Origin of the sequence: Actinoplanes oryzae (assembly GCF_030757795.1) — a bacterium.
In the GTDB taxonomy this organism is placed as follows: domain Bacteria; phylum Actinomycetota; class Actinomycetes; order Mycobacteriales; family Micromonosporaceae; genus Actinoplanes.
In genome coordinates this window covers 24,818-46,054 of sequence record NZ_JAUQWH010000013.1, presented here as the reverse complement: position 1 = coordinate 46,054, position 21,237 = coordinate 24,818, and the positions used below count along the sequence as shown (strand labels likewise).

Annotated in this window: 17 protein-coding genes; 12 read left to right on the top strand and 5 right to left on the bottom strand. The window is 74.7% G+C overall.

Annotated elements, in window-relative coordinates:
- The first annotated feature begins 13 nt into the window (after window positions 1-13).
- The 9 genes from RBH18_RS07060 to RBH18_RS07020 are packed head-to-tail and all read left to right on the top strand — an operon-like array spanning window position 14 to window position 11,336.
- Entirely contained in the window at window positions 14-1,528 is a 1,515-nt protein-coding gene (locus RBH18_RS07060) for a long-chain-fatty-acid--CoA ligase (protein ID WP_306205137.1), read from the top strand.
- 49 nt (window positions 1,529-1,577) lie between these two features.
- The gene (locus RBH18_RS07055; protein WP_306205136.1) at window positions 1,578-2,981 is read left to right on the top strand and encodes a hypothetical protein; all 1,404 of its coding nucleotides are present in this window, start codon (window positions 1,578-1,580) and stop codon (window positions 2,979-2,981) included.
- Entirely contained in the window at window positions 2,978-3,949 is a 972-nt protein-coding gene (locus RBH18_RS07050; protein WP_306205135.1) for a glutamate ABC transporter substrate-binding protein, read from the top strand. The genes RBH18_RS07055 and RBH18_RS07050 overlap by 4 nt, the downstream gene beginning before the upstream one ends.
- An 8-nt stretch (window positions 3,950-3,957) precedes the next feature.
- Window positions 3,958-5,154: a hypothetical protein gene (locus RBH18_RS07045; protein ID WP_306205134.1), complete on the top strand. Its 1,197-nt coding sequence runs from the start codon at window positions 3,958-3,960 to the stop codon at window positions 5,152-5,154.
- Window positions 5,151-7,400 carry a serine/threonine-protein kinase gene (locus tag RBH18_RS07040; RefSeq protein ID WP_306205133.1) on the top strand — a complete coding sequence of 750 codons (2,250 nt, stop codon included), beginning with the start codon at window positions 5,151-5,153 and terminating at the stop codon, window positions 7,398-7,400. Before RBH18_RS07045 ends, RBH18_RS07040 begins: the two co-directional genes overlap by 4 nt.
- Window positions 7,397-8,356, top strand: a complete 960-nt coding sequence (locus RBH18_RS07035) for a protein phosphatase 2C domain-containing protein (RefSeq protein WP_306205132.1) — start codon at window positions 7,397-7,399, stop codon at window positions 8,354-8,356. Before RBH18_RS07040 ends, RBH18_RS07035 begins: the two co-directional genes overlap by 4 nt.
- A gap of 11 nt (window positions 8,357-8,367) precedes the next feature.
- Window positions 8,368-9,633, top strand: a complete 1,266-nt coding sequence (locus tag RBH18_RS07030; RefSeq protein WP_306205131.1) for a vWA domain-containing protein — start codon at window positions 8,368-8,370, stop codon at window positions 9,631-9,633.
- The gene (locus RBH18_RS07025) at window positions 9,630-10,364 is read left to right on the top strand and encodes an FHA domain-containing protein (RefSeq protein WP_306205130.1); all 735 of its coding nucleotides are present in this window, start codon (window positions 9,630-9,632) and stop codon (window positions 10,362-10,364) included. Before RBH18_RS07030 ends, RBH18_RS07025 begins: the two co-directional genes overlap by 4 nt.
- A gap of 3 nt (window positions 10,365-10,367) precedes the next feature.
- A complete protein-coding gene (locus RBH18_RS07020; RefSeq protein WP_306205129.1) occupies window positions 10,368-11,336 on the top strand; it encodes an aldo/keto reductase in 969 nt (322 codons plus the stop codon).
- Here the strand turns inward: RBH18_RS07020 and RBH18_RS07015 are convergent.
- Entirely contained in the window at window positions 11,324-11,992 is a 669-nt protein-coding gene (locus RBH18_RS07015) for a nucleotidyl cyclase domain-containing protein (RefSeq protein WP_306205128.1), read from the bottom strand. The two genes, RBH18_RS07020 and RBH18_RS07015, sit on opposite strands and share 13 nt — an antisense overlap.
- Window positions 11,993-12,145: 153 nt before the next feature.
- Here RBH18_RS07015 and RBH18_RS07010 point away from each other — a divergent pair, with 153 nt between their 5' ends.
- Window positions 12,146-12,592 (top strand): DUF1707 SHOCT-like domain-containing protein, encoded by a 447-nt coding sequence (locus RBH18_RS07010; RefSeq protein WP_306205127.1) that lies wholly within the window; start codon window positions 12,146-12,148, stop codon window positions 12,590-12,592.
- On the opposite strand, the gene RBH18_RS07005 is transcribed toward RBH18_RS07010, so the two are convergent.
- Window positions 12,589-13,368, bottom strand: coding sequence for an inositol monophosphatase family protein (locus RBH18_RS07005; protein ID WP_306205126.1), 780 nt, complete (start codon window positions 13,366-13,368; stop codon window positions 12,589-12,591). The genes RBH18_RS07010 and RBH18_RS07005 overlap by 4 nt on opposite strands.
- A 22-nt stretch (window positions 13,369-13,390) precedes the next feature.
- Here RBH18_RS07005 and RBH18_RS07000 point away from each other — a divergent pair, with 22 nt between their 5' ends.
- Window positions 13,391-13,771: a VOC family protein gene (locus RBH18_RS07000; RefSeq protein WP_306205125.1), complete on the top strand. Its 381-nt coding sequence runs from the start codon at window positions 13,391-13,393 to the stop codon at window positions 13,769-13,771.
- 281 nt (window positions 13,772-14,052) lie between these two features.
- On the top strand, window positions 14,053-16,182 hold the full coding sequence (locus RBH18_RS06995) for an ATP-binding protein (RefSeq protein ID WP_306205124.1): 2,130 nt from the start codon (window positions 14,053-14,055) through the stop codon (window positions 16,180-16,182).
- On the opposite strand, the gene RBH18_RS06990 is transcribed toward RBH18_RS06995, so the two are convergent.
- The 3 genes from RBH18_RS06990 to RBH18_RS06980 form a co-directional block, all read right to left on the bottom strand.
- Window positions 16,119-16,562, bottom strand: a complete 444-nt coding sequence (locus RBH18_RS06990; RefSeq protein WP_306205123.1) for a response regulator — start codon at window positions 16,560-16,562, stop codon at window positions 16,119-16,121. The two genes, RBH18_RS06995 and RBH18_RS06990, sit on opposite strands and share 64 nt — an antisense overlap.
- Window positions 16,563-16,626: 64 nt before the next feature.
- A complete protein-coding gene (locus RBH18_RS06985) occupies window positions 16,627-18,312 on the bottom strand; it encodes a PP2C family protein-serine/threonine phosphatase (RefSeq protein WP_306205122.1) in 1,686 nt (561 codons plus the stop codon).
- A gap of 80 nt (window positions 18,313-18,392) precedes the next feature.
- Window positions 18,393-21,176, bottom strand: a complete 2,784-nt coding sequence (locus RBH18_RS06980) for a DEAD/DEAH box helicase (RefSeq protein WP_306205121.1) — start codon at window positions 21,174-21,176, stop codon at window positions 18,393-18,395.
- Between the last annotated feature and the right edge of the window lie 61 nt (window positions 21,177-21,237).

Here is a 21,237-nt window from a genome sequence, read left to right as displayed (position 1 = left end):
ACCGGAGGTCACCATGCTCAACCTGTCCGTGTTCCTGGAGGACAGCGCTCGCCACCACCCGGACCGCGCCGCGGTGGTGCTGGGCGCGCAGCGGCTGACCTACGCCCAGGTCGACGCGGCGGCGAACCAGGTGGCGAACCTGCTGGTGGAGCGGGGCATCCGGCCCGGCGACAAGGTCGCGCTCTCCTGCCCCAACCTGCCGTACTTCCCGGTGGTCTACTACGGCATCCTCAAGGCCGGCGCGGTTGTGGTGCCGCTGAACGTGCTGCTCAAGGGGCGGGAGATCGCCTACCACCTGGCCGACTCGGAGGCGAAGGCGTACTTCTGCTTCGAGGGCACCCCGGAGCTACCGATGGGCGCCGAGGGACAGAAGGGCTTCGACGAGACCCCGGGCTGCGAGAACTTCTTCCTGATCACGGCCGATCCGGCGCGGAACGCCTTCGCGGACCGGTCGCCGGTCTTCGAGACCGTGCTCGCCGACGAGGGCGACGCCGCGGTCATCCTCTACACCAGCGGCACCACCGGGCAGGCCAAGGGCGCCGAGCTCAGCCACTCCAACCTGATCCTCAACGCGCTGACGTGCAACCGGTTGTTCGGGGCGAAGGAGGCCGACGAGACGCACCTGCTCGTGCTGCCGCTGTTCCACTCGTTCGGCTCGACGGTCAACATGAACGCCGGCTTCTCCACCGCCGCGACGCTCGTGCTCATGCCGCGCTTCGAGGCGGCCGGGGCGGTCAAGCTGCTGGAGAGCGAGAACGTCACCTTCTTCGCGGGCGTGCCGACCATGTGGTGGGGCCTGCTCAACGCGCTCACCGAGGGCGTGGACGTCGAGCGGATCGCCCGCACCATGCGGACCGCGGTGAGCGGCGGCTCGGCCCTGCCGGTGGAGATCATCAAGGAGGTCCGGGAGCGGCTCGGCCTCACGATCCTCGAGGGGTACGGCCTGTCGGAGACCTCGCCCGTCGCCACGTTCAGCCCGCTCGGGGCCGAGCCGCGGCCGGGCTCGATCGGGTTGCCGATCTGGGGCGTCGAGGTGAAGCTGATCGACCCGGAGTGGCGCACGGTCGAGGGCCCGGACGAGATCGGCGAGATCGCGATCCGCGGGCACAACATCATGCGGGGCTACTACAACCGGCCGGAGGCGACCGCCGAGGTCGTGCGGGACGGCTGGTTCCGCAGCGGCGACCTGGGCCGGCGGGACAAGGACGGCTGGTACTACATCGTCGACCGGGCCAAGGACATGATCATCCGGGGCGGGTTCAACGTGTACCCGCGCGAGATCGAGGAGGTCCTGCTCACCCACGAGGCGGTGTCGCTCGCGGCGGTCATCGGGGTGCCGCATCCGAGCCACGGCGAGGAGGTCAAGGCGTACGTGATCCGCAAGGAGGGCGCCACGATCACCGAGGAGGAGCTGGTGGCGTGGGGCAGGGAGCAGATGGCGACCTACAAGTACCCGCGGATCGTGACCTTCGTGGACAGTCTGCCGATGACCGCGACCGGCAAACTGCTCAAGCGCGCGCTGGACTGAGACCCGAACGGGGGATTGATCGTTTGCACCGGTAGGGCACAGTGGCGGTGTGACCGCTCCGCCACGCCCCGCACCCGCTCCGGCCCGCCCGGGGCCGCCGGCCACGAGCCTCCCCGCGCCGCGGCACGCGGCCGCGATCGCCGAGCCGGCCAAGGGAAAGCTCCGGCGGAGCCGGGCCGGCTCGCGGCTGCGCCGGCTCGGGGCGCAGCGGGGCACGACGCCGGGCCGGCTGCGGCTGCTGCTGGCCGGCCTGCTGGCGCTCGGCCTGCTCACCGGCGCGGTCGCCGCGGTCACGGCGGCCTCGGCCGGATCCGCGACCGGCCGCCTGCGCGACACCGCCCAGCCCCTGCTGCTCGAGGCGGAGACCGTCTTCTCGGCGCTGGCGGACGCGGACGCCACCGCCGCGCAGGCGTTCCTCACCGGCGGGCTGGAGCCGGCCGACCTCACCCAGCGCTTCGACGACGACCTCGAGCGGGCGGCGACGGCCCTGACCTCGGCGGCGCGGCGCACCCCCGCGGAGGGCGAGGCGGGCGCGGCGATCCAGACCCTCAACACCGGCCTTTCCCGGTACGCCGGCCTGGTCGCCACCGCCCGCGCGAACAACCGGCAGGGGCTGCCCGTGGGCGCCTCGTTCCTCGCGTCGGCCTCCCAGCTCAACCGCGAGCAGCTGCAGCCCCAGGCGGAGCAGCTGCTCCGGCTGGCGCAGCGGGAGGTGGCCGACGGCTACGGCGACGCGACCGCCCCGGGCTGGTCCCGGGTGCTGACCGTGCTGCTGGTCGTGCTGCTCGCCGCGCTGGTCGCCGGGCAGATCCACGTGAGCCGGATCAGCCGGCGTACCTTCAACGTCCCGCTGGTGGCCGCGACCGGGGTGACCCTGCTGCTCGCCGCCACGATGGCCGGCGTGTTCACCCTGCAGCGCGACCGCCTGACCGGCACCGCCGCCGACGGCTCGCGGCCGATCGCCCTGCTCGCCGAGGCCCGGCTGCTGGCCCTGCGCGAGCGCGGCGACGAGGCGCTGACGCTCGTCTCCCGCTCCGGGGGCACCGGCCAGTACGAGACCGACTTCGACACCGCGGCCGCCCGGCTGCGCGAGGTGCTGGCCGACGCGGCCGCCGCCACGCGGGGCACCTCGGCGGCGCAGATGGTGGAGACCGCCCGGGACAGGCACACCGCCTACACCACCGCGCACGCCCAGGTGCGCAAGCTCGACAAGGACGGCTCGTACGACGAGGCCGTGAGCCTGGCGATCGGCAAGGGCACCACCAGCACGTTCTCGGCGGTCACCGGCAGCCTCGACTCCGCCCTCGACGACCGCCGGGAGGCGTTCGCCGGGCAGATCGCGTCCGCCGGGCGGGGGCTCGGGGTGCTGACCGTGCTCGCCCCGCTGCTCGCCCTGGTCCTGTGCGTGCTGGCCGCCCTCGGCATCCGCGCCCGGCTGGAGGAGTACCGATGAGGCGCACCCCCGCGCTCGCCGCGGCCCTGACGGCCCTGCTCGCGCTCGCCGGGTGCGGGTCGGCGGCCGTGTCCCTGCCCGAGATCTCCCTGCCGCAGGCGCCGCCCGCCGCCACCTCGTCGGCCGCCGCGACCACCACGTCGTGCAACCCGAAGGCCAGCCTGCGCCCGCCGGGCGAGCTGCCGGAGCCGGGCAAGATGCCCGCGGGCTCGTACATGCGCACCATCCAGGACCGGGGCAAGCTCACGCTCGGGACCGGCCAGGACACCCTGCTGTTCAGCTCGCGCAACCCGCTGACCGGAAAGGTCGAGGGCTTCGACGTCGACATGGCGCGCCTGGTGTCGCAGGCGATCTTCGGCGACCCGGGCAGGATCGAGATCCGGGTCCTCGGGTACGCCGACCGCGTCACCGCCCCGCAGCAGGGCGCCGTGGACCTGGTGGCCGGCACGATGACGGCCACGTGCGCCCGCTGGACCCAGGTGGACTTCTCGTCGGTCTACTACCAGGCGGCGAAGCGGGTGCTGGTCTCGACGAACTCCGGGGCCGAGAGCCTCGCCGACCTGCCCGGCGCCAAGGTGTGCGCGGCCCAGGGCTCGACGTCGCTGCAGACCGTCGCGACGTACAAGATGCCCAGCGAGACGGCGCTGCCCCTGGAGGCGGTCGCCCGGCCGACGTTCGGGGAGTGCCTGGTCGCCCTGCAACGCAACGAGGTGGCCGCGATCTCGGGCGACGACGCGGTGCTCGCGGGGCTGGCGGCCCAGGACCCGTACACGAAGATCATCGGTCCCCGGTTGTCCGAGGAGCCCTACGCGATCGCGCTGTCCAAGAAGCACCCGGAGTTCACCCGGTTCGTGAACGCCGTGCTGGCGAAGGCCCGCGCCGACGGCACGTGGCAGCGCACGTACGGCCGCTGGCTCGGCGATCTGGGCCCGGCACCCGCGCCGCCCGCCGCCGAGTACAAGGACTGACCACGACGATGACCCGACCCTCCCCCGTCGACCGGGCCGACGCGGAACTGGCCCGCCTCGAGCGGGCCGTCACCGCGATCGCCGCCAACCTGGTCGACCTCGACGACAACAGCGCCCGCAAGGACCTCGACCGCGGGCCGCTGACCGGGCGCACGGCCCGGGAGTGGGCCGACGCGACCACCGCGCTGAGCCAGCTGTGGGACGGGTACGCGATGCTGACCACCGTGATCAACGAGGCCCGGGCGGTCCGCTCGCAGCGCCGCTTCTCCGACCGCGAGCGCGCCGACTACGCCCACCGCGTGCTGGGCAGCTCGATCACGCTGTCGACGACCACCGTGCCCCTGGCCCGCCGCGGCCTGCTCGGCGCCCGGCACACCAGCACCACCTGTACGCCCGGCGAGCTGCTGTCCGCGATGGAGGCCGCCTTCGCCACCGCGGTCGCCGTGGTCACCGAGGCCGGCGAGCACTGGCACCGGCTGATGCCCGCCGCCGCCGCGGCCGCCGCCCGGGTCGCGCACCTCAAGGGGCTGACCCGCTCGGTGACCCTGGAGGAGGCCGACCGGCGGCTGGACGGGTTCACCGCCGCGCTTGCCACCGACCCGCTGGGCTGCGACGAGACGACCCTCGACGCGGTGCTGTTCCTGCTGGAGAAGGCCGACGCCGAGCGGACCTCCGCCGGCGAGCTGCGCGAGTCGCTGGTGCAGCGGCTGGCCGACGCGCACAAGCTGGCCGCCGCGCTGGCCGAGGCCGCGCTGACCGCCGCGGCTGCCGAGCACGCGGCGGGCACCCGCTTCAGCGAGCACGACCTGGCCGTGCCGGGCGGCCCCGACCTGCGGCCGGACCTGGTGGCGCTGGACGCGCTGGCCGCGGCCGGCCAGTGGGGGCCGATGAGCCCGCGGCTGGCGGCCTGGACCCGGGCGGCCCGCGAGCGGCTGGCCGCGCTGCAGGCGGCCACCGCGCACAACAGCGGGTTGCTGGCGCAGCGCAACGAGCTGCGCGGGCGGTTCTCGGCGTACCGGGCGAAGGCGGCCGGGCGCGGCCTGGCCGAGGATCCCACCCTCGCCCCGCTGGCCGAGCGGGTGCAGGAGGTGCTGACCACGGCGCCGTGCGCGCTGGACGAGGCGCGGACGGCGGTGGCGGCCTATCAGGAGGCGGTGGCGGCGCTGACCCGCCCGGCTCCGTCGCAGAGGGAGGTCCGGCCGTGAGGTGTGCACGCAACTGCCGGGGCACGATCGAGGACGGCTACTGCAACACGTGCGGCATGGCGCCGTCGAAGAACCCGGTGGCGCCGCCCGCGTCTTCTGCTCCGGCCCCCGCTCCGGTGCCGGCTCCGGCCGTCGGTGCCAGATCCGAGCGCACGGCGACGGCGCGCCGGCCGCGCTCCACGGCGACGACGCGGACCGCCAGCGCCCGCACCGGCAGCGCCCGCACGGGGTCGCGGCGGCGCTTCGGCGGCGGGCTCGTCGACGTCGCGCCCCTGCCGCCGCGCGACCCGGCCGGCGCCGTGATGCCCGTCGCCGAGGTGCCCGAGGACAAGCGCTACTGCCCCAACTGCAACAACCCGGTCGGCCGCGCGCGGGGCGACCGTCCCGGGCGTACCGCCGGCTTCTGTCCGTCCTGCGGCGAGCCCTTCGACTTCGCGCCGAAGCTGTCCCCCGGTGACCTGGTCGCCGGCCAGTACGTGGTGGTCGGCGCGCTCGCGCACGGCGGGCTCGGCTGGATCCACCTGGCCACCGACCGCAACGTGTCGGACCGCTGGGTGGTGCTCAAGGGCCTGCTCAACGCGGGCAGCGCCGACGCCCTGGCCGCCGCGGTGGCCGAGCGGCGGTTCCTCGCCGAGGTCGAGCACCCCGGCATCGTCAAGATCTACAACTTCGTCGAGCACGACGGCGCCGGCTACATCGTCATGGAGTACGTCGGCGGCGCCTCGCTCAAGGACATCCTCAAGCAGCGCTGGGCCCGGGCCGGGCAGCCGGACCCGCTGCCCGTCGACCAGGCGCTGGCCTACGTCCTGGAGATCATGCCGGCGTTCGGCTACCTGCACGACCGCGGGCTGATCTACTGCGACTTCAAGCCCGACAACGTCATCCAGACCGGCGACCAGGTCAAGATGATCGACCTCGGCGGCGTGGTGCACATCGACGACCAGGACGCCGCCCTGTACGGCACCCTGGGCTACCAGGCGCCGGAGATCGCCCAGGCGGGACCGTCGCCGCAGAGCGACATCTACACGATCGGCCGCACGCTCGCGGTCCTCGCCACCGACTTCCGGACCGTGCAGACCGTCCACCGCGACAGCCTGCCCGCGCGCGACGACGTCGACGTGTACAAGCGGCACGAGTCGTTCTACCGGCTGGTGCAGCGCGCCACGCGCCCCGACCCGGCCGAGCGGTTCGCCGACACCGCCGAGATGACCGAGCAGATGCTCGGCGTGCTGCGCGAGGTCCTGGCCACCGACGGCACACCCCGGCCGGCACCCTCCCGCCTGTTCACCGGCGAGCTGCGCATCGACGTACGCCCCCAGGGCGGCCACGCGCACGACGACGGGCCGGACTGGCGCTGGCTGCCCGTGCCGCTGGTGGACCTCGCCGACCCGGCCGCCGCGTTCCTCGCCTCGGTCACGGTCACCGACCCGCGGGCGGTGCTGGCGCTGCTGGGCCGGGCGCCGGAGCACACCGCCGAGGTGCAGTTGCGGGCGCTGCGGGCGTACATCGAGCTCGGGCGCGACGCGCACGCGGAGGCCGCGCGGCTGCTCAACGCGATCGTCACCGAGTTCGGCCACGACTGGCGGGTCGCCTGGTACGAGGGGCTGCTCGCGCTGGCCGGCGGCGACACCGGCCGGGCCCGGGACCGCTTCGACGCCGTCTACTCCGCGCTGCCCGGCGAGCCGGCCCCGAAGCTCGCCCTGGGGCTGAGCCTCGAGTCGGCCGGGCGGCACGCGGAGGCGGCGGAGTACTACGACGTGGTGAGCCGCACCGACCCGGCCTACACCACCGCGGCGGGCGGTCTGGCACGATGCCGGCTGGAGGCCGGCGACCGCGACGGGGCGGTCGAGGCGTACAACCGGGTGCCCGGCACCTCCGCGGCGTACCGGACCTCGCAGGTCGACGCGGTGCGGGCGCTGGTCCGGTCGCGGCAGGGCAGCCTGGCCGACGTGACGGCGCTGGCCACCGCGGCCGGCATGATCGAGCGTCTCGAGATGGAGTCCGCGCAGCTGGCGGCGTTGCGGGCGGAATTGTTGGAGCGGGCGTTGACGGCGATGACGAACGGGGCGAAGCTCCCGGTGGCGGTGCTCGGGGACGGTGCCGCCCCGGGCGGGCACGCGGCCGAGCGGGACGTGCGGTTCGCGCTGGAGGCGGCGTACCGGGAGATGGCGCGCGCGGCGGCCGGTGCGGAGCGGATCCGCCTGGTCGACCTGGCCAACGCGGCCCGGCCCTGGACCCGGACGTGAGCGCGCCGGCCGACTGCGCCGCCTGCCCCGACGAGCGGGAGGCGGGCGCGGCGTTCTGCGAGAGCTGCGGGCAGGCGCTGGCGACGGGCGCGGAGCAGGCGCCCGGCACCGACTGCGGGGCCTGCGGGGCCACGGGCACGGTCGGCGCGGAGGGCTACTGCGAGAATTGCGGCATGCTCGCCGGCCGGCCCCGGGACCACGTCGAGGCGGACGCCCACGAGGTGGCCGCCGCGGTGAGCGACCGCGGGCTGCGCCACCACCGCAACGAGGACGCGATGTGGCTGGCCGTGCGCGGCACCGACGCCGACGTCGTGGTCTGCGACGGGGTGTCCGCCTCCTTCGACCCCGACATCGCCTCCGAGACGGCCGCCGAGACCGCGGGCAAGGTGCTCGCCGGACCGGCCGACGACCCGGCCGAGCACGTGGGCGCGGCGATCCGGGCGGCGGCCGACGCGGTGGCCGCGCTGGCGGACTCCGGGGATCCGCGGCGGGCCGTGTCCAATCCGGCGTGCACGATCGTGGCAGCCTGCCGGCGCGGGGAGACGATCGGGTACGGGTGGGTGGGCGACAGCCGGGCGTACTGGGTGCCGGCGACGGGCGAGGCGCGTCAGCTCACCGAGGACGACTCGTGGGCCGCGCACGCCATCGCGCTCGGCGTCGACCCCCGCGCCGCGCTGGCCGCCCCGAACGCCCACGCCATCACCGCCTGGCTCGGCGCCGACGCGGGCACCGTCCGCCCCCGCACCGGCACCCTGCGGCCGGACGGCCCCGGCACGCTGGTCCTCTGCTCCGACGGCCTCTGGAACTACCGCCTCGACCTCGACGACTTCGCCGCCGCCGTCCGCACCGCCGTCCGGGAGACCCCGGGTCCGCTGGACGCCGCCCGGGCCCTCGTGACCCTGGCCGTCGAGGCCGGCGGCGCCGACAACATCACCGTCGCTCTGCTAGCCCTTTAGGGAGGATGTGCATGGCCTACACCGCCGAAGCGTTCCAGAACGAGTACCTCGCGCTGGGCGCCACCGAGGTCGACGCCATCGTCACCGTCACGTCGTCCGGGGCGGAGGGCGGGCGGCGGACCAGCGGCGCGACCGAGATCATCATCGTGGACTGCTCGGGCTCGATGCAGGCCGAGGGGCGCATGGCCGCCGCCCGGCAGGCCGCCAAGGCCGCCGTCGGGTGCATCGACGACGGCGTGCACTTCGCGATCATCGCCGGCGTCAGCACCGCGCAGCAGCTCTTCCCCGACCCCGGCGAGCTGGCCGTGTCCACCCCGCAGACCCGCGCCGAGGCGGTCCGCGCGATCGACCGGCTGCAGGCCAACGGGGGTACGGCCATGGGCGCCTGGCTCAAGCTGGCGCACCGGCTCTTCGGGCTGCGCCCGGGCGACATCGCGCACGCGATCCTGCTGACCGACGGGGAGAACGGCGAGTACGGCGGCTATCTGGAGAGCGTGCTCGTCGAGATCGGCGGCTCGTTCACCTGCGACTGCCGCGGCGTCGGCACCAACTGGCAGGTCTCCGAGCTGCGCAAGATCGCGAACGCGCTGCTCGGCACGGTGGACATCGTGGCCCGCCCGCAGGACCTCACCGCCGCGTTCGAGCAGATGATGACCGCCGCCATGAGCAAGACCAGCGGCGACGTCCAGCTCAAGGTGTGGACGCCGATCAAGAGCGTGATCCGCTTCGTCAAGCAGGTCGAGCCGCAGGTCGTCGATCTCACCGGCAAGCGCGTCGAGGAGGGCCCGCGCACGGGGCTCTACCCGCTCGGGGCGTGGGGCGCGGAGAGCCGCGACTACCACATCTGCGTGCAGGTCCCGGCGGGCGTGGCCGGCGACGAGATGCTCGCGGCCCGGCTGTCCGTGATGGAGGGCGACACGGTGCTGACGCAGGCCCTGGTCCGCGCGGTGTGGACCGGCGACGCGGCGCTGTCCACGCGCATCAACCGGCAGGTCGCGCACTACACCGGCCAGGCCGAGCTCGCCGAGGCCATCCAGGCCGGCATCGAGGCCCGCAAGCACGGCGACGACCACACCGCGACGATCAAATTCGGTCGCGCGGCGCAGCTGGCGCACCAGAGCGGGAACACGGCCACCGAGGAGCTGCTCTCGACGGTCGTCGACATCGAGGACGCCGCCACCGGCACGGTCCGGCTCCGCCGCACGATCGACGCCGCTGACGAGATGGCCCTCGACACCCGGTCCACCAAGACCGTCCGGGTGGGACGGCAGCAGTGACCGCGATCTGCCCCAAGGGCCACGAGTCGGGCACGGACGACTTCTGCGACGTCTGCGGCGCGAAGATCGGTGCCCCCGCGCCCGTTCCGGCCGCCGCTCCCGACGCCGCCGCGGCCGCCCCGGCGGCGGGCGGCGAGCCGTGCCCGAACTGCGGCATGCCGCGGCTCAGCGCGGGCCGCTTCTGCGAGGACTGCGGGTACGACCACCAGACCGGCAAGGTGCCCGTCCTGTCGCCGGCCGCTCCCGCCCAGGCCCCGCAGACCGATGCCCCCTCTCCCGGTCCCGCCGCCTCCCCCTCCCCCGGCGCCACCGCCGCTCCCGCCACCGCCGCCTTCCCCGCCCGCGCCGCCGAGTGGACTGCCACCGTGGCGGCGGACCGCGACTACTTCGAGGCGAACGGCATCGAGGGCGTCGACTTCCCCGACAAGACGTCGACCCGCGAGGTCACGCTCACACCGCCCCAGCTGCGCATCGGCCGCCGCAGCGTGGCCAAGGGCACCACGCCCGACATCGACCTCAGCGAGGACGACCCCGGCGTCTCCCACCACCAGGCGCTGCTCACCCAGAGCGTGAGCGGCGTGTGGCTGGTCGCGGACCTGGGCTCGACGAACGGCACCTACCTCAACGACGAGCAGACGCCGCTGCCCGAGGGCCACAGCCGGCCCCTCGCCGACGGCGACCGCGTCCACGTCGGCGCCTGGACCACGATCACCCTGCACGCCCCGGAGTAGCGCATGGAATACACCCGGCTGGGCCGGACCGGACTGCGGGTGAGCCGCATCGGACTCGGCTGCATGAGCTACGGCGAGGCCGCGGCCGGCATGCATCGCTGGACCCTCGGCGAGGAAGCCGCCGCGCCCTTCTTCCGGCAGGCCGTCGAGCTGGGCGTGACCTTCTGGGACACCGCGAACGTCTACCAGGGCGGCACCTCGGAGGAGTTCGTCGGGCGGGCGATCACCCGGTTCGCCCGGCGCGAGGACATCGTCCTGGCCACCAAGGTCAGCGGCAAGATGCACGACGGCCCGGGCGGCAGCGGCCTGTCGCGCAAGGCCATCCTGGAGCAGGCCGACGCCTCGCTGCGCCGGCTGGGCACCGACTACATCGACGTCTACTACCTGCACCGCTTCGACCCCGAGACGCCGGTCGAGGAGACCGTGCAAGCCCTCGACGACCTGGTCCGCGCCGGCAAGGTGCGCTATCTCGGCGCGTCCTCGATGGGGGCGTGGCAGTTCGCGAAGCTCCAGCACGCCGCGGTGCTGCACGGGTGGACGACGTTCGCGGCGATGCAGGACCAGTACAACGTGCTCAAGCGCGAGGAGGAGCGGGACATGATCCCGCTGTGCCTGGACCAAGGGGTCGGGCTGACTCCGTACTCGCCGCTGGCCAAGGGGCGGGCGGCCCGGCCGTGGGGCGAGCGGACGGCCCGCTCGTCGGCGGACGCCGTGGCCCGGGCGTTCGACCGCGCCGCCGACGAGCAGGTGGTCGGTGCGATCCAGCGGGTCGCGGAGGGCCGCGGCGTCGCCATGGCCCAGGTCGCCCTGGCCTGGGTGCTCGCCAAACCGGTCGTCTCCTGCCCGATCGTGGGCGCCACCGAGCCGCACCACCTGCGGGACGCCGTCGCCGCCCTGGAGCTCAAGCTCACCGCCGCCGAGATCGCCGAGCTGGAGGCCCCCTACCAGCCGCAGGACAACTACTGGTGGTGATCGCCGCCGGTGATGGCGGCGGTCCAGGCGGTTTCCTCGAACTCCTTCACCCGGAACGTGTCCTGGGTGAGCTTATCGTGCCAGAGCTCCTTGACGAGGTTCTGCAGGTCCTGGCCGGCGTCGGCGGGCGCGGGTCCGGCCAGCCGCTCGCAGGCCAGCCGGTGGAAGGGCTCGGACAGGGCCACGGTCAGGGCCGCCGGGTGCTCGCGGCGGCGCAGCTTGAGGGTGCGCGAGTCGAGCAGGCGGAACACCAGGTTGACGTCGTCGCCGACCCAGCCCCAGCGGTCGCGCTGGGCGTGCCCGGTGTGCACGACGCACCGCAGCAGCATCGTGGCGTCACCGGCGCCGCGGTTGCCGTCGTCCACCTGCCGGGCCAGCGCGGGCAGTGCCGTGCGGACCACCCGCAGCGGATCGGTGCCGCCCGGCAGCAGGAGCAGCACGCCGTCGCCGCGGTCGAGGACGTCGTGCGGGATGATCCGCCCCAGCCCGGAGCGCAGCGCCCCGACCGCCGCGTAGAGACGCCGGCGCAGCCGCCGCTGGTCCGCGAAGGCGCGCCGCCCGAACCCGGTGATGTCCAGGCCGACGAGCACGACCGCCCGGGGCCGCTCGTCGAGCCCGGCCCTGCGCGCCAGCCACCCGGCCAGGCGGGTCGCCACCGTGGTCACCTGCGTCCGGAGGAGCCCTTGCGCCGGGACCACCTCCTCCGAACGCGCGCCGGTACGGTACCGGCCCAGCCTACGCGCCCCGCGCCCGTCCCGATCTTGCCGATCGCCTGCGCAGCACGGCCGGGGCGGGTTACTGTGCGCGCGATGAAGGACGAGCGGATCGGGACGGTCCACCGCACCCAGGTGATCGACCTGCTGAATCAGGCGCTCGCCGAGGGGCAGCTGCCCGAGCCGGAGTACGACAGCCGGATCGTGGCGGTCAGCACGGCCACGTACGCGTCGGATCTGCTCGAACAGGTCCAGGACCTCCCGCCGCGCCTGCAGTGGGACCCGCGCAACGCCGCGCCGCCCACACCGCCCAGCCGCAACGCCGGCCGCGCCGCCCTGGCGCTGGGCATCCTGTCGGTGCCGTCGTCGGTCTGCCTGCTCGGCGGCGTGCTCGGCGTGGTGGCCGTCGTGCTCAGCTTCCGCGGCCGCGGCGCCCACGGCGTCGGCCCGGCGCTGATCGGCCGCGCGCTGGGCATCATCGGCGTCGCCCTCTCGGTCGCCGCCGGCATCGCCCTGGCGGCCACCCTGCACCAGGCTCCCTAGGCATCCCACAGCCCGGCGGCGGCGGCCTTCCAGAGCCCAGGGGTACGGGCGAAGAGCGTCGCCCCGGCCCGCGGACCCCGGATGCCGTCGCTGCCGCCGTGCACGCCGCCCGCCTCGGTGACGATCAGCGACGTCGGGGCGAAGTCCCACACCTGCCCGCGCGTCTGCAGCGCCAGATCCATCTTGCCGTCCGCCACCAGCAGCGCCGCGTGCAGCTCCCACTGGGTCTCGAGCGCCCGGGCGACCAGCGGCGCGGCGATCAGGCGGTCGGACTCCAGATAGTTGGGCGGCGCCGGGATCACGCCCACCGTGCTGCCGTCGAGGACGTCCGGCCGGTCGGTGCCGGCGTGGACCGGGCGCTCACCCGTACCGTCGGAAGTGAACGCTCCCCCGCCGCGCGTCGCCCACCACACCTGGCCCATCGCCGGGATCGCGGCCACGCCGGCGGTGATCTCCCCGGCCTCCTCCAGCGCGATCAGAATCAGCCACCGATCGTCCCCGGCCACGAAGCTCGCCGTCCCGTCGATCGGATCCACGATCCACCGCCGGTCGCCGTCGCCGGTCGCACCGCCCTCCTCGCCCAGAACCGCATCCCCCGGCCGCTCCGCGCGCAGCACCGCCCGGATCGCCGCCTCGGTCTCACGGTCCGCCACGGTGACGACACTGCCGTCCGCCTTGACCTCCCGCGGCAGATCGGCGAGCGCCGCATAGTGCCGCAACGCGACCGCCGCCCCCGCCTCCGCCGCCCGCCTCGCCACATCAAGATCCGTCAGCACGGTCCCAGATTAGTCTCGGCGGATGCATCGCAGCCGCCTCTATGGCCTGTTCCTCGACACCCCGGACGCGGACGCGGCCGGCGCCTTCTGGTCCGGCGTCTTCGGCACACCGGCCGCCCCGGACCCGCACGAGCCGCAGTTCCGCATGCTGGCGGGCGCATTCCCCGGCCTCGCCGTCGGCGTCCAGCAGATCGGCCCGGGCGACGAGCCGCGCTACCACGTCGACATCGAGACCGACGACATCGACGCCGAGACCGCCCGCCTGACCGCCCTCGGCGCCGTCGAGATCAACCGCTGGCTGGACTGCCACATCCTCCGCGCCCCGGGCGGCCACCTCCTCTGCGTCATCCCCGTCCACAGCGACCCCGCCCTCTTCGACGCCGAGGCCCGCACCTGGCCCTGACCGACCGCCCGCTTCCCCGCCCCGCCGCCGGCCGCCTCACGACGCCAGCCGCTGCGGGCGGCGTCGCTGCGGGCCGCGTCGCTGCCATTTCGCCGCGCGCGGCCCGGACCGCCGGCAGCGCCCCGTGTCGGTGTGCGGCGGGCCGGGCATCGCGCGGCACCCGCCATGCTCCGCCGCCGGGACCGCGGGACCGCCGCCGGGGACCGCCGCCGCCGGGACCGCGGACGGCGACAAATCGGCACGGTCCGGAAGCGCGCGCCCGGGGCGGTTAAGGTCACCGGGTGACTGACGAGTGGCTGACCGGGCGCGCCGCGGCCGCCGAGCGGGAGACCGGCACGACCTTCGACCTGGCGGAGTGCGTGCGGGAGCCGATCCATCTGCTCGGGGGCATCCAGTCGTACGGGGCGCTGGTCGCCTTCCGCGGCGACCGGATCACGGTCGTGAGCGACAACGCGGCGCGCGTGCTCGGGGAGGCGGATCTGCTCGGGGCGCCCGTCGAGCGGCTGCTGAGCGCCGAGCACCGGAAGGCGCTCGACGACGGGGCCGACACGCTGGCCTTGGAGGCGTTCGACGTCACCGTGCACACGTCCGGCGAGCACACGGTGCTGGAGTTCGAGCCGGTGTCCGAGCAACCGGCGGAGTTCCGCGCGGTGCAGCAGGCGCTCGTGCGGTTGCAGCGGGCGGGCACCGTCGTGGAGGCCTGCCAGGCGGCCGTGCGCGAGGTCCGGGCCATCACCGGCTACGAGCGCGTGGTGGCGTACCGGTTCGAGTCGGCCGACGGGCCCGGGGAGGTCATCGCCGAGGAGGTGGCCGAGGGGTGGGAGCCGTGGCTCGGGTTGTGGTTCCCGGCGACGGACATCCCGCCGCAGGCGCGCCGCCTCTACGAGCGCAACTGGATCCGCGTGATCACCGACGTCGACGACGACACGGCCCGGCTGACCGGCACCGGGCAGCTGGATCTGTCGCTGTCGGTGCTGCGCACGGTGTCGCCCTTCCACCTGGAGTATCTGCGCAACATCGGCGTCGTGTCGTCCATGTCGGTGTCGCTGCTGTCCGGCGGCCGGCTCTGGGGGCTCATCGCCTGCCACGGCCGGGCGCCGAAGATCCTCGGCCCGCAGGTGCGGTCGGCGTGCGAGTTCTTCGGGGTCGCGCTGTCGCTGCAGCTGGCGGCGTTGCGGGACCGCGACGAGACGGCCGCCCGGGAGCGGGCGCGGACGGAGATCGCCCGGCTGCTCGGGCGGCTGACGGCCGACCTGCACGGATCGTGGGCGACCGTGCCCCAGGGGCTGGAGCGGGTCGTGGAGTGCGACGCGGTGGCCGTACGGATGCAGGGCAAGCTGGTGGGCCCGGAGAGCGCGACCGGCCTGCTCGACGCCCTGCCCCCGCTGGAGGCCGGCCAGGTCTGGCACAGCGACCGGCTCGCCGAGGACCTGGACGTGACGGTCCCGGGTGTCGCCGGCGCCCTCGTGCTGCCGGTGAGCGGCGCCGGCGACTGCATCGTCTGGCTGCGCGGCGAGCGCGCGGTCGAGCGCCGGTGGGCGGCCGACCCCGACAACCCCGTCCTCCTGGGTACGTACGGCGAGCGCCTGACCCCGCGCGGCTCCACCGCGGTCTTCCGGGCCGCGGTGCGGGGCCGCAGCCGCCCGTGGTCGCCGACCGACCTGGCCATGGCCGTCGAGCTGGGGCGCTCGATCGTGGAGATCGCGGTGACCCACGCCCGCGACCTGACCGCCCTCAACACCGAGCTGAACCGCAGCAACGTGGACCTGGACTCGTTCGCGCACGCCGCCGCGCACGACCTCAAGGAGCCGTTGCGGGGCATCGCGAACCAGGCGGCCTTCATCGTCGAGGACGCGGGCGCCACGATGGACGCCGACACCACCCGGCGGCTGGCGGCCATCCAGCGGCTGGCGACCCGGATGGACGAGCTGCTCAACTCGCTGCTGCACTACTCGCGGCTGGGCCGGGCGGATCTGCGCCGCGAGCGCCTCGGGCTGCGGGCGGCGGTGGTGCGGGCCCTGGACGTGGCGGGTCCGCGGCTGGAGGAGGCCGGGGTCGCGGTGGAGCTGCCGCCCGCGGGCGACCGGGTGCACGCCGACCCGGTGCTGCTCGACGAGGTGCTGGTGAACCTGCTGGTCAACGCCGCGAAGTACGCCCGGCCGGACGGTCCGCGCACGGTGGCCGTGACGCTGGAGGGCGACGAGCTCGTCGTCCGCGACAACGGCATCGGCATCCCGCCGCACCTGCGCGAGCAGGCGTTCCAGCTCTTCCGGCGGCTGCACTCGGGCGGCGAGGGCTCCGGCGCCGGGCTGGCGATCGTGCGCCGCATCGTCGAGCGGCACGGCGGTCAGGTGCGGGTGGCGGAGTCCCCGGGCGGCGGCACCACGGTGGGGGCGACGTTCCCCCAGTAGTCGAGGGTCTGGCGCAGCACCGTGCGGAACAGCGCGAAGTTGATCGGCTTGTAGATGTAGCTGTCCGCCCCGGCCGCGAAGCAGGCGTCCGCCTCGGCCTGATCCTCCGAGGAGGTGAAGACCACGAGCCTGATGCCGGCCAGGGCGGGCTCCGCGCGGACCCGGCGGATCACCTCGAGCCCGCCCTCGCCGGGCATGTTGAGGTCGAGCAGCATCAGCCGGGGCAGTTCGGCGCCCGGGGCGGTCAGCCGCGGCAGGACCTCGGTGCCGGCGCGCAGGAACTCCACCCGCACGCCGGGATGCGAGCGCCCGATCGCCCGCCCGATGGCCTCGACGTCCTCGTCGGAATCCTCGACGACGAGAACGAGATAGTCACTCACCCAAGCTCCTCAACGTGCAGCGCCACTCACTCACCAAAGCTCCTCAACCTGCGGCGCCAGTCACTCACGACGGGTCCTCGGCCTGCAGGGCGAGCACGGCGATGTCGTCGGCGCCGGTCGTGCCGAACTCGGCGGCGGCCCGGCTCAGCTCGTGGACCAGCTCGTCGAGCGGCGCGCCGCTCAGCTTGTCGAGGGCGGCCGCCAGCCCGGCGTCCTCGAAGAGCCGCCCGCCGGCGTCCCGGCTCTCGGTCAGCCCGTCGGTGAACATCAGCAGCGTGTCGCCCGGATCGAGCCGCAGCCGCGAGCGGGCGATCGTCGGCTTGGTCACCACGCCGAGCGGGACACCTCCGCCGCGGCCCGGTTCGGCGGGGCCGCCGCGGCGCAGCACCACGGGCGGCGGGTGGCCGGCCGAGGTCCACTGCACCCCGAGGCCGCCGTCGACCGGCCGGACGAGGGCGACGCCGGCGGTGACGAAGCGCCACGAGCCGTCGCGCAGCAGGCCCGCGTTGAGCCGGCCGAGGGCCCGGGCCGGGGACACGCCCTCCTGCAGCAGCGTGCCGAGGGTGTGCCGGGACATGCCGGTGAGGGCGGCGGCCTCGACCCCGCGCCCGCACACGTCGCCGATGAGCGCGGCCATGACGCCGTCGGCGCGCACCACCACGTCGTAGAAGTCGCCGCCGACCTCCAAAACCTGATCCCCCACCGTGTACGACGCGGCGAGCGCCACCCCGGCCGGGGCGGGCAGGCGGCGGGGCAGCAGGTGCTGCTGGAGGGCGATCATCTCGCGGCGGCGCTGCTCGTAGAGTTCGCCGTTGTCGATCGCGAGCGCCGCCCGGTAGGTCAGGTCGCGCAGGAAGGCCGGTGACGGGATGAGCTCGTCGCCGCGGTCGAAGAGGAAGAGCAGCACCCCGACGACCCGCCCGCGGGCGCGGAGGACCTGCGCATCGACCGTACGCGACCAGCCCGCCACCGCCCGCGTCCGCTCGGGCCCGCCCCGCACCGACCGGTCGGCGAGCTCCGCCAGCGTCCCGGCGGCCGCCGGATCGGCGAGCATCGCGTCGAGCTTGCGCATGTCCACGTGCACGGCGCTGCGCAGGCCGAGCACGTCGTCGGAGCACACGTAGACCAGGCAGCCCTCGGCGACGGCCGGCACCGCCATCCGGGCGACCCGCTGCAGGGTCTGCCCCGAGTCGAGCACGGCGTCCATCTGCAGCGACGCCTCGGCGAGCAGCGCGTCGCGCACCTGCTGCTCCTCGTCGGCCCGGCGCGCCACGAGCCGGCGCACCGCCTCCCGCGTCACGTCGACGACGTGCCCCAGGCACTCGGCCAGGGACACCGCGTCGGCGCCGGCGTCGGCCAGCAGCAGGATCGTGCCGGACAGCGCGCCCGGCACCTCGAACCCGGCCGCGATCACCTGGTGGACGCCCCGCCCGCGCAGCTCCGCCGGAATCGTCTCCCCGGAGGCGACCAGCCCCGGCGGGGTGGCCGCGCCGGCGGAGCCGACCGGCTGCGCCGCGAGCAGCTGCGCCGCCTGCGCCTCGTCGACGGGCAGGCCCCGCCAGCGCAGCGCGGCGAACCCGGCGCCGCCCGCCGTGTGCCGCAGTCCCCAGACCGCCACCACGCCCGGCAGCGCCTGCAGCGGCGGGAGCACCAGCGCGGCGAGCTCCTCGCGCCCGCCGATGGTCGCGACCGAGCGCCACAGCCGGTGCAGCGCCGCAGCCCACGTCTGCCCGCCCTCGGTCACATCCACCTCCCGGCCGTCACGTCCCGCGGTGACTACCCCGCCGGTCCGCCCGGCGAAACTGTTGCTCCGGAGCAAATGATGCCCTGTCAGAGGGCGGTCTGGTATGCCAGAACGCCTCTGTTCACCGCCGTGATCGCCTTGCGCGCCGCCGCCCGGACCGCCGGGGTGGCCGCCGAGGCGTCCTTGAGCTGGGCGAGCAGGTCGAGCACCTGGCGCGCCCAGCGCACGAAGTCGCCCGCCGGCATGTCCGCGTCGTAGTTGTGCCCGCTGGCCAGCACCTTGGCGAGCGGCTCGCCCCGGGCCCACCGGTACATCGGCCAGACGAACCCGGCGTCGGGCTCGCGGGTCAGCGACAGCTGGTGATCGGCCTCCTGGGCCTCGATCCCGGCCCACAGCCGCTGGGTGGCCTCGACCGCGGTCGTGGTGGCGCCCTTGGGCACCGACGCCCGCTCGTCGCCCTCGCGGCGCGACTCGTAGAGGACCATGGACACCGCCGCGGCCAGCTCCTCGGGCTCGAGCCCCTCCCAGACCCCCTGGCGCAGGCACTCGGCGACGAGCAGGTCGGCCTCGGTCCAGATCCGGCCCAGCATGCGGCCCGCCTCGGTGACCTCGCCGTCCGCCGACAGGTAGCCCCGCTCGGTCAGCACGGCGCAGACCTGGTCGAAGGTGCGCGCCAGCGACCCGGTGCGCCCGGCGACCTTGTCGCGCAGCGCCTGGGTGTCGCGCTCGAGGCGGTGCCGGCGCTCGGCGTAGCGGGCGTGCTCCTCGCGGTCGGGGCACTGGTGGCACGGGTGCTGCCGGAGCTGGACCTTGAGCAGGGCGATCTCCGGGTCCTCGCCGGGCGCCACGCCCTTGCCCCGGCGGCGGCCGCCGGAGGGGCGCTCGTGCCGGTCGTAGCCCGTGGCGCTGACCGCGGCGGCCAGGTCGCGGCGGGCGGCGGGCGAGCGCGGGTTGAAGTGCTTGGGCACGCGGATGCGGTCGAGCACCTCGGCGCCGGCCGGGAAGTCGCCGGGGCCGACGCGGCCGGCCCAGCGGTCCTGGGTCAGCACCAGCGGGCGCGGCTCGCCGAAGCCGCCGCCCGGGGGCTCGAGGACCACGGCGAGCCCGGCGCGGCGGCCCTGCTGGACCCGGATGACGTCGCCGACGCGCAGCCGCTCCAGCGAGGACACCGCGGCGGCGCGGCGCTGCTGGGAGCCCTGCCGGGCGATGGCGCGCTCGCGGTCGGCGATGGCGATGCGCAGCGCGAAGTACTCGTCGAAGTCGCCGTGGTGGCACTCGGCGTCCTTGGCGTAGGTGCCCATGGTGTCGACATTGCGCTGCACCTGACGGGCCAGGCCCACCACCGAGCGGTCGGCCTGGAACTGGGCGAACGACGACTCGAGCAGGTCGCGGGACTTCTCCGCGCCGACCGTGCCGACGAGGTTGACCGCCATGTTGTACGACGGCCGGAAGCTGGACCGCAGCGGGTAGGTGCGCGTGGAGGCCAGCCCGGCGACGTGCCGCGGGTCGACCTCGGGGCTCCACAGCACCACCGCGTGCCCCTCGACGTCGATGCCGCGGCGGCCCGCACGCCCGGTGAGCTGCGTGTACTCCCCCGGGGTCAGGTCGACGTGGGCCTCGCCGTTGAACTTCACCAGCCGCTCGAGCACCACGCAGCGGGCCGGCATGTTGATGCCCAGCGCGAGGGTCTCGGTGGCGAAGACGGCCTTGACCAGCCCGCGCACGAAGCACTCCTCGACCGCCTCCTTGAAGGCGGGCAGCATGCCGGCGTGGTGGGCGGCGACGCCGCGCTCGAGCCCGTCGAGCCACTCCCAGTAGCCCAGCACGGAGAGGTCCTCCGGCGGGATGCTCGCCACCTTGGCCTGGGCGATCTCCCGGATCTGCGCGCGCTCCTCGTGGTCGGTGAGCCGCAGCCCGCCGGACAGGCACTGCTGCACGGCGGCGTCGCAGCCCGCCCGGCTGAACACGAAGAAGATCGCGGGCAGCAGGTTCGTCCGGTCGAGGCGGTCGACCACCTCGGGGCGCGGCGGCGGCTGCCAGCGGCGGGAGCGGCCGCCCCGGGCGTTCCACCCCGGGCCGGCCGCGCGGTCGGTCATCTCGAGGCGGCGCAGCATCTCGCGGGTGTAGCGCAGCAGCTCGGGGTGCACGTCGTGCTTGCGGGCGGCGTCGGCGTCGTGGAACAGGTCGAACATCCGCTTGCCGACGAGCATGTGCTGCCACAGCGGCACCGGCCGGTGCTCGCTGACGACGACCTCGGTCTCGCCGCGCACGGTGACGAGCCAGTCGGCGAACTCCTCGTAGTTGCTGACCGTGGCCGAGAGGGAGACGAGGGTCACGGAGGCGGGCAGGTGGATGATCACCTCTTCCCAGACCGCGCCGCGGAACCGGTCGGCGAGGTAGTGCACCTCGTCCATGACCACGAACGCCAGGCCCTGCAGGCTCGCCGAGCCCGAGTAGAGCATGTTGCGCAGCACCTCGGTGGTCATGACCACCACGGGCGCGTCGCCGTTGATCGCGTTGTCGCCGGTGAGCAGGCCGACCTTCTCGGCGCCGTAGCGCTCGACCAGGTCGTGGTATTTCTGGTTGGACAGGGCCTTGATCGGGGTCGTGTAGAAGCACTTGCGACGGGTGCCCGAGCCGTCCGCGCGCAGCGCCAGGTGCACGGCGAACTCGCCGACCACCGTCTTGCCGGCCCCGGTCGGGGCACAGACGAGCACGCCGCTGCCCTTCTCCAGGGCCTCGCACGACTGCCGCTGAAAGTCGTCCAGGTCGAAGCCGACGTCGAGCATGAAGTCGTCCAGCGCCGGGAACTCGGCCACGCGGGCCGCCCGCCGTCGAGACTCCGCGTAGCGTTCGGCGGGGGATGTCATGAACCCAAGGCTAATGCGTGGGTGTGACAGAACGAAGATCCTCGCACCACAGCGACGATCA

Excerpts from the sequence above, each read along its gene's own strand:
- RBH18_RS06980 (WP_306205121.1), bottom strand. The coding sequence starts at position 21,176 with ATGACATCCCCCGCCGAACGCTACGCGGAGTCTCGACGGCGGGCGGCC.
- RBH18_RS07030 (WP_306205131.1), top strand. The coding sequence starts at position 8,368 with ATGGCCTACACCGCCGAAGCGTTCCAGAACGAGTACCTCGCGCTGGGC.
- RBH18_RS07045 (WP_306205134.1), top strand. The coding sequence starts at position 3,958 with ATGACCCGACCCTCCCCCGTCGACCGGGCCGACGCGGAACTGGCCCGC.
- RBH18_RS07050 (WP_306205135.1), top strand. The coding sequence starts at position 2,978 with ATGAGGCGCACCCCCGCGCTCGCCGCGGCCCTGACGGCCCTGCTCGCG.
- RBH18_RS07000 (WP_306205125.1), top strand. The coding sequence starts at position 13,391 with ATGCATCGCAGCCGCCTCTATGGCCTGTTCCTCGACACCCCGGACGCG.
- RBH18_RS07060 (WP_306205137.1), top strand. The coding sequence starts at position 14 with ATGCTCAACCTGTCCGTGTTCCTGGAGGACAGCGCTCGCCACCACCCG.
- RBH18_RS07020 (WP_306205129.1), top strand. The coding sequence starts at position 10,368 with ATGGAATACACCCGGCTGGGCCGGACCGGACTGCGGGTGAGCCGCATC.
- RBH18_RS07010 (WP_306205127.1), top strand. The coding sequence starts at position 12,146 with ATGAAGGACGAGCGGATCGGGACGGTCCACCGCACCCAGGTGATCGAC.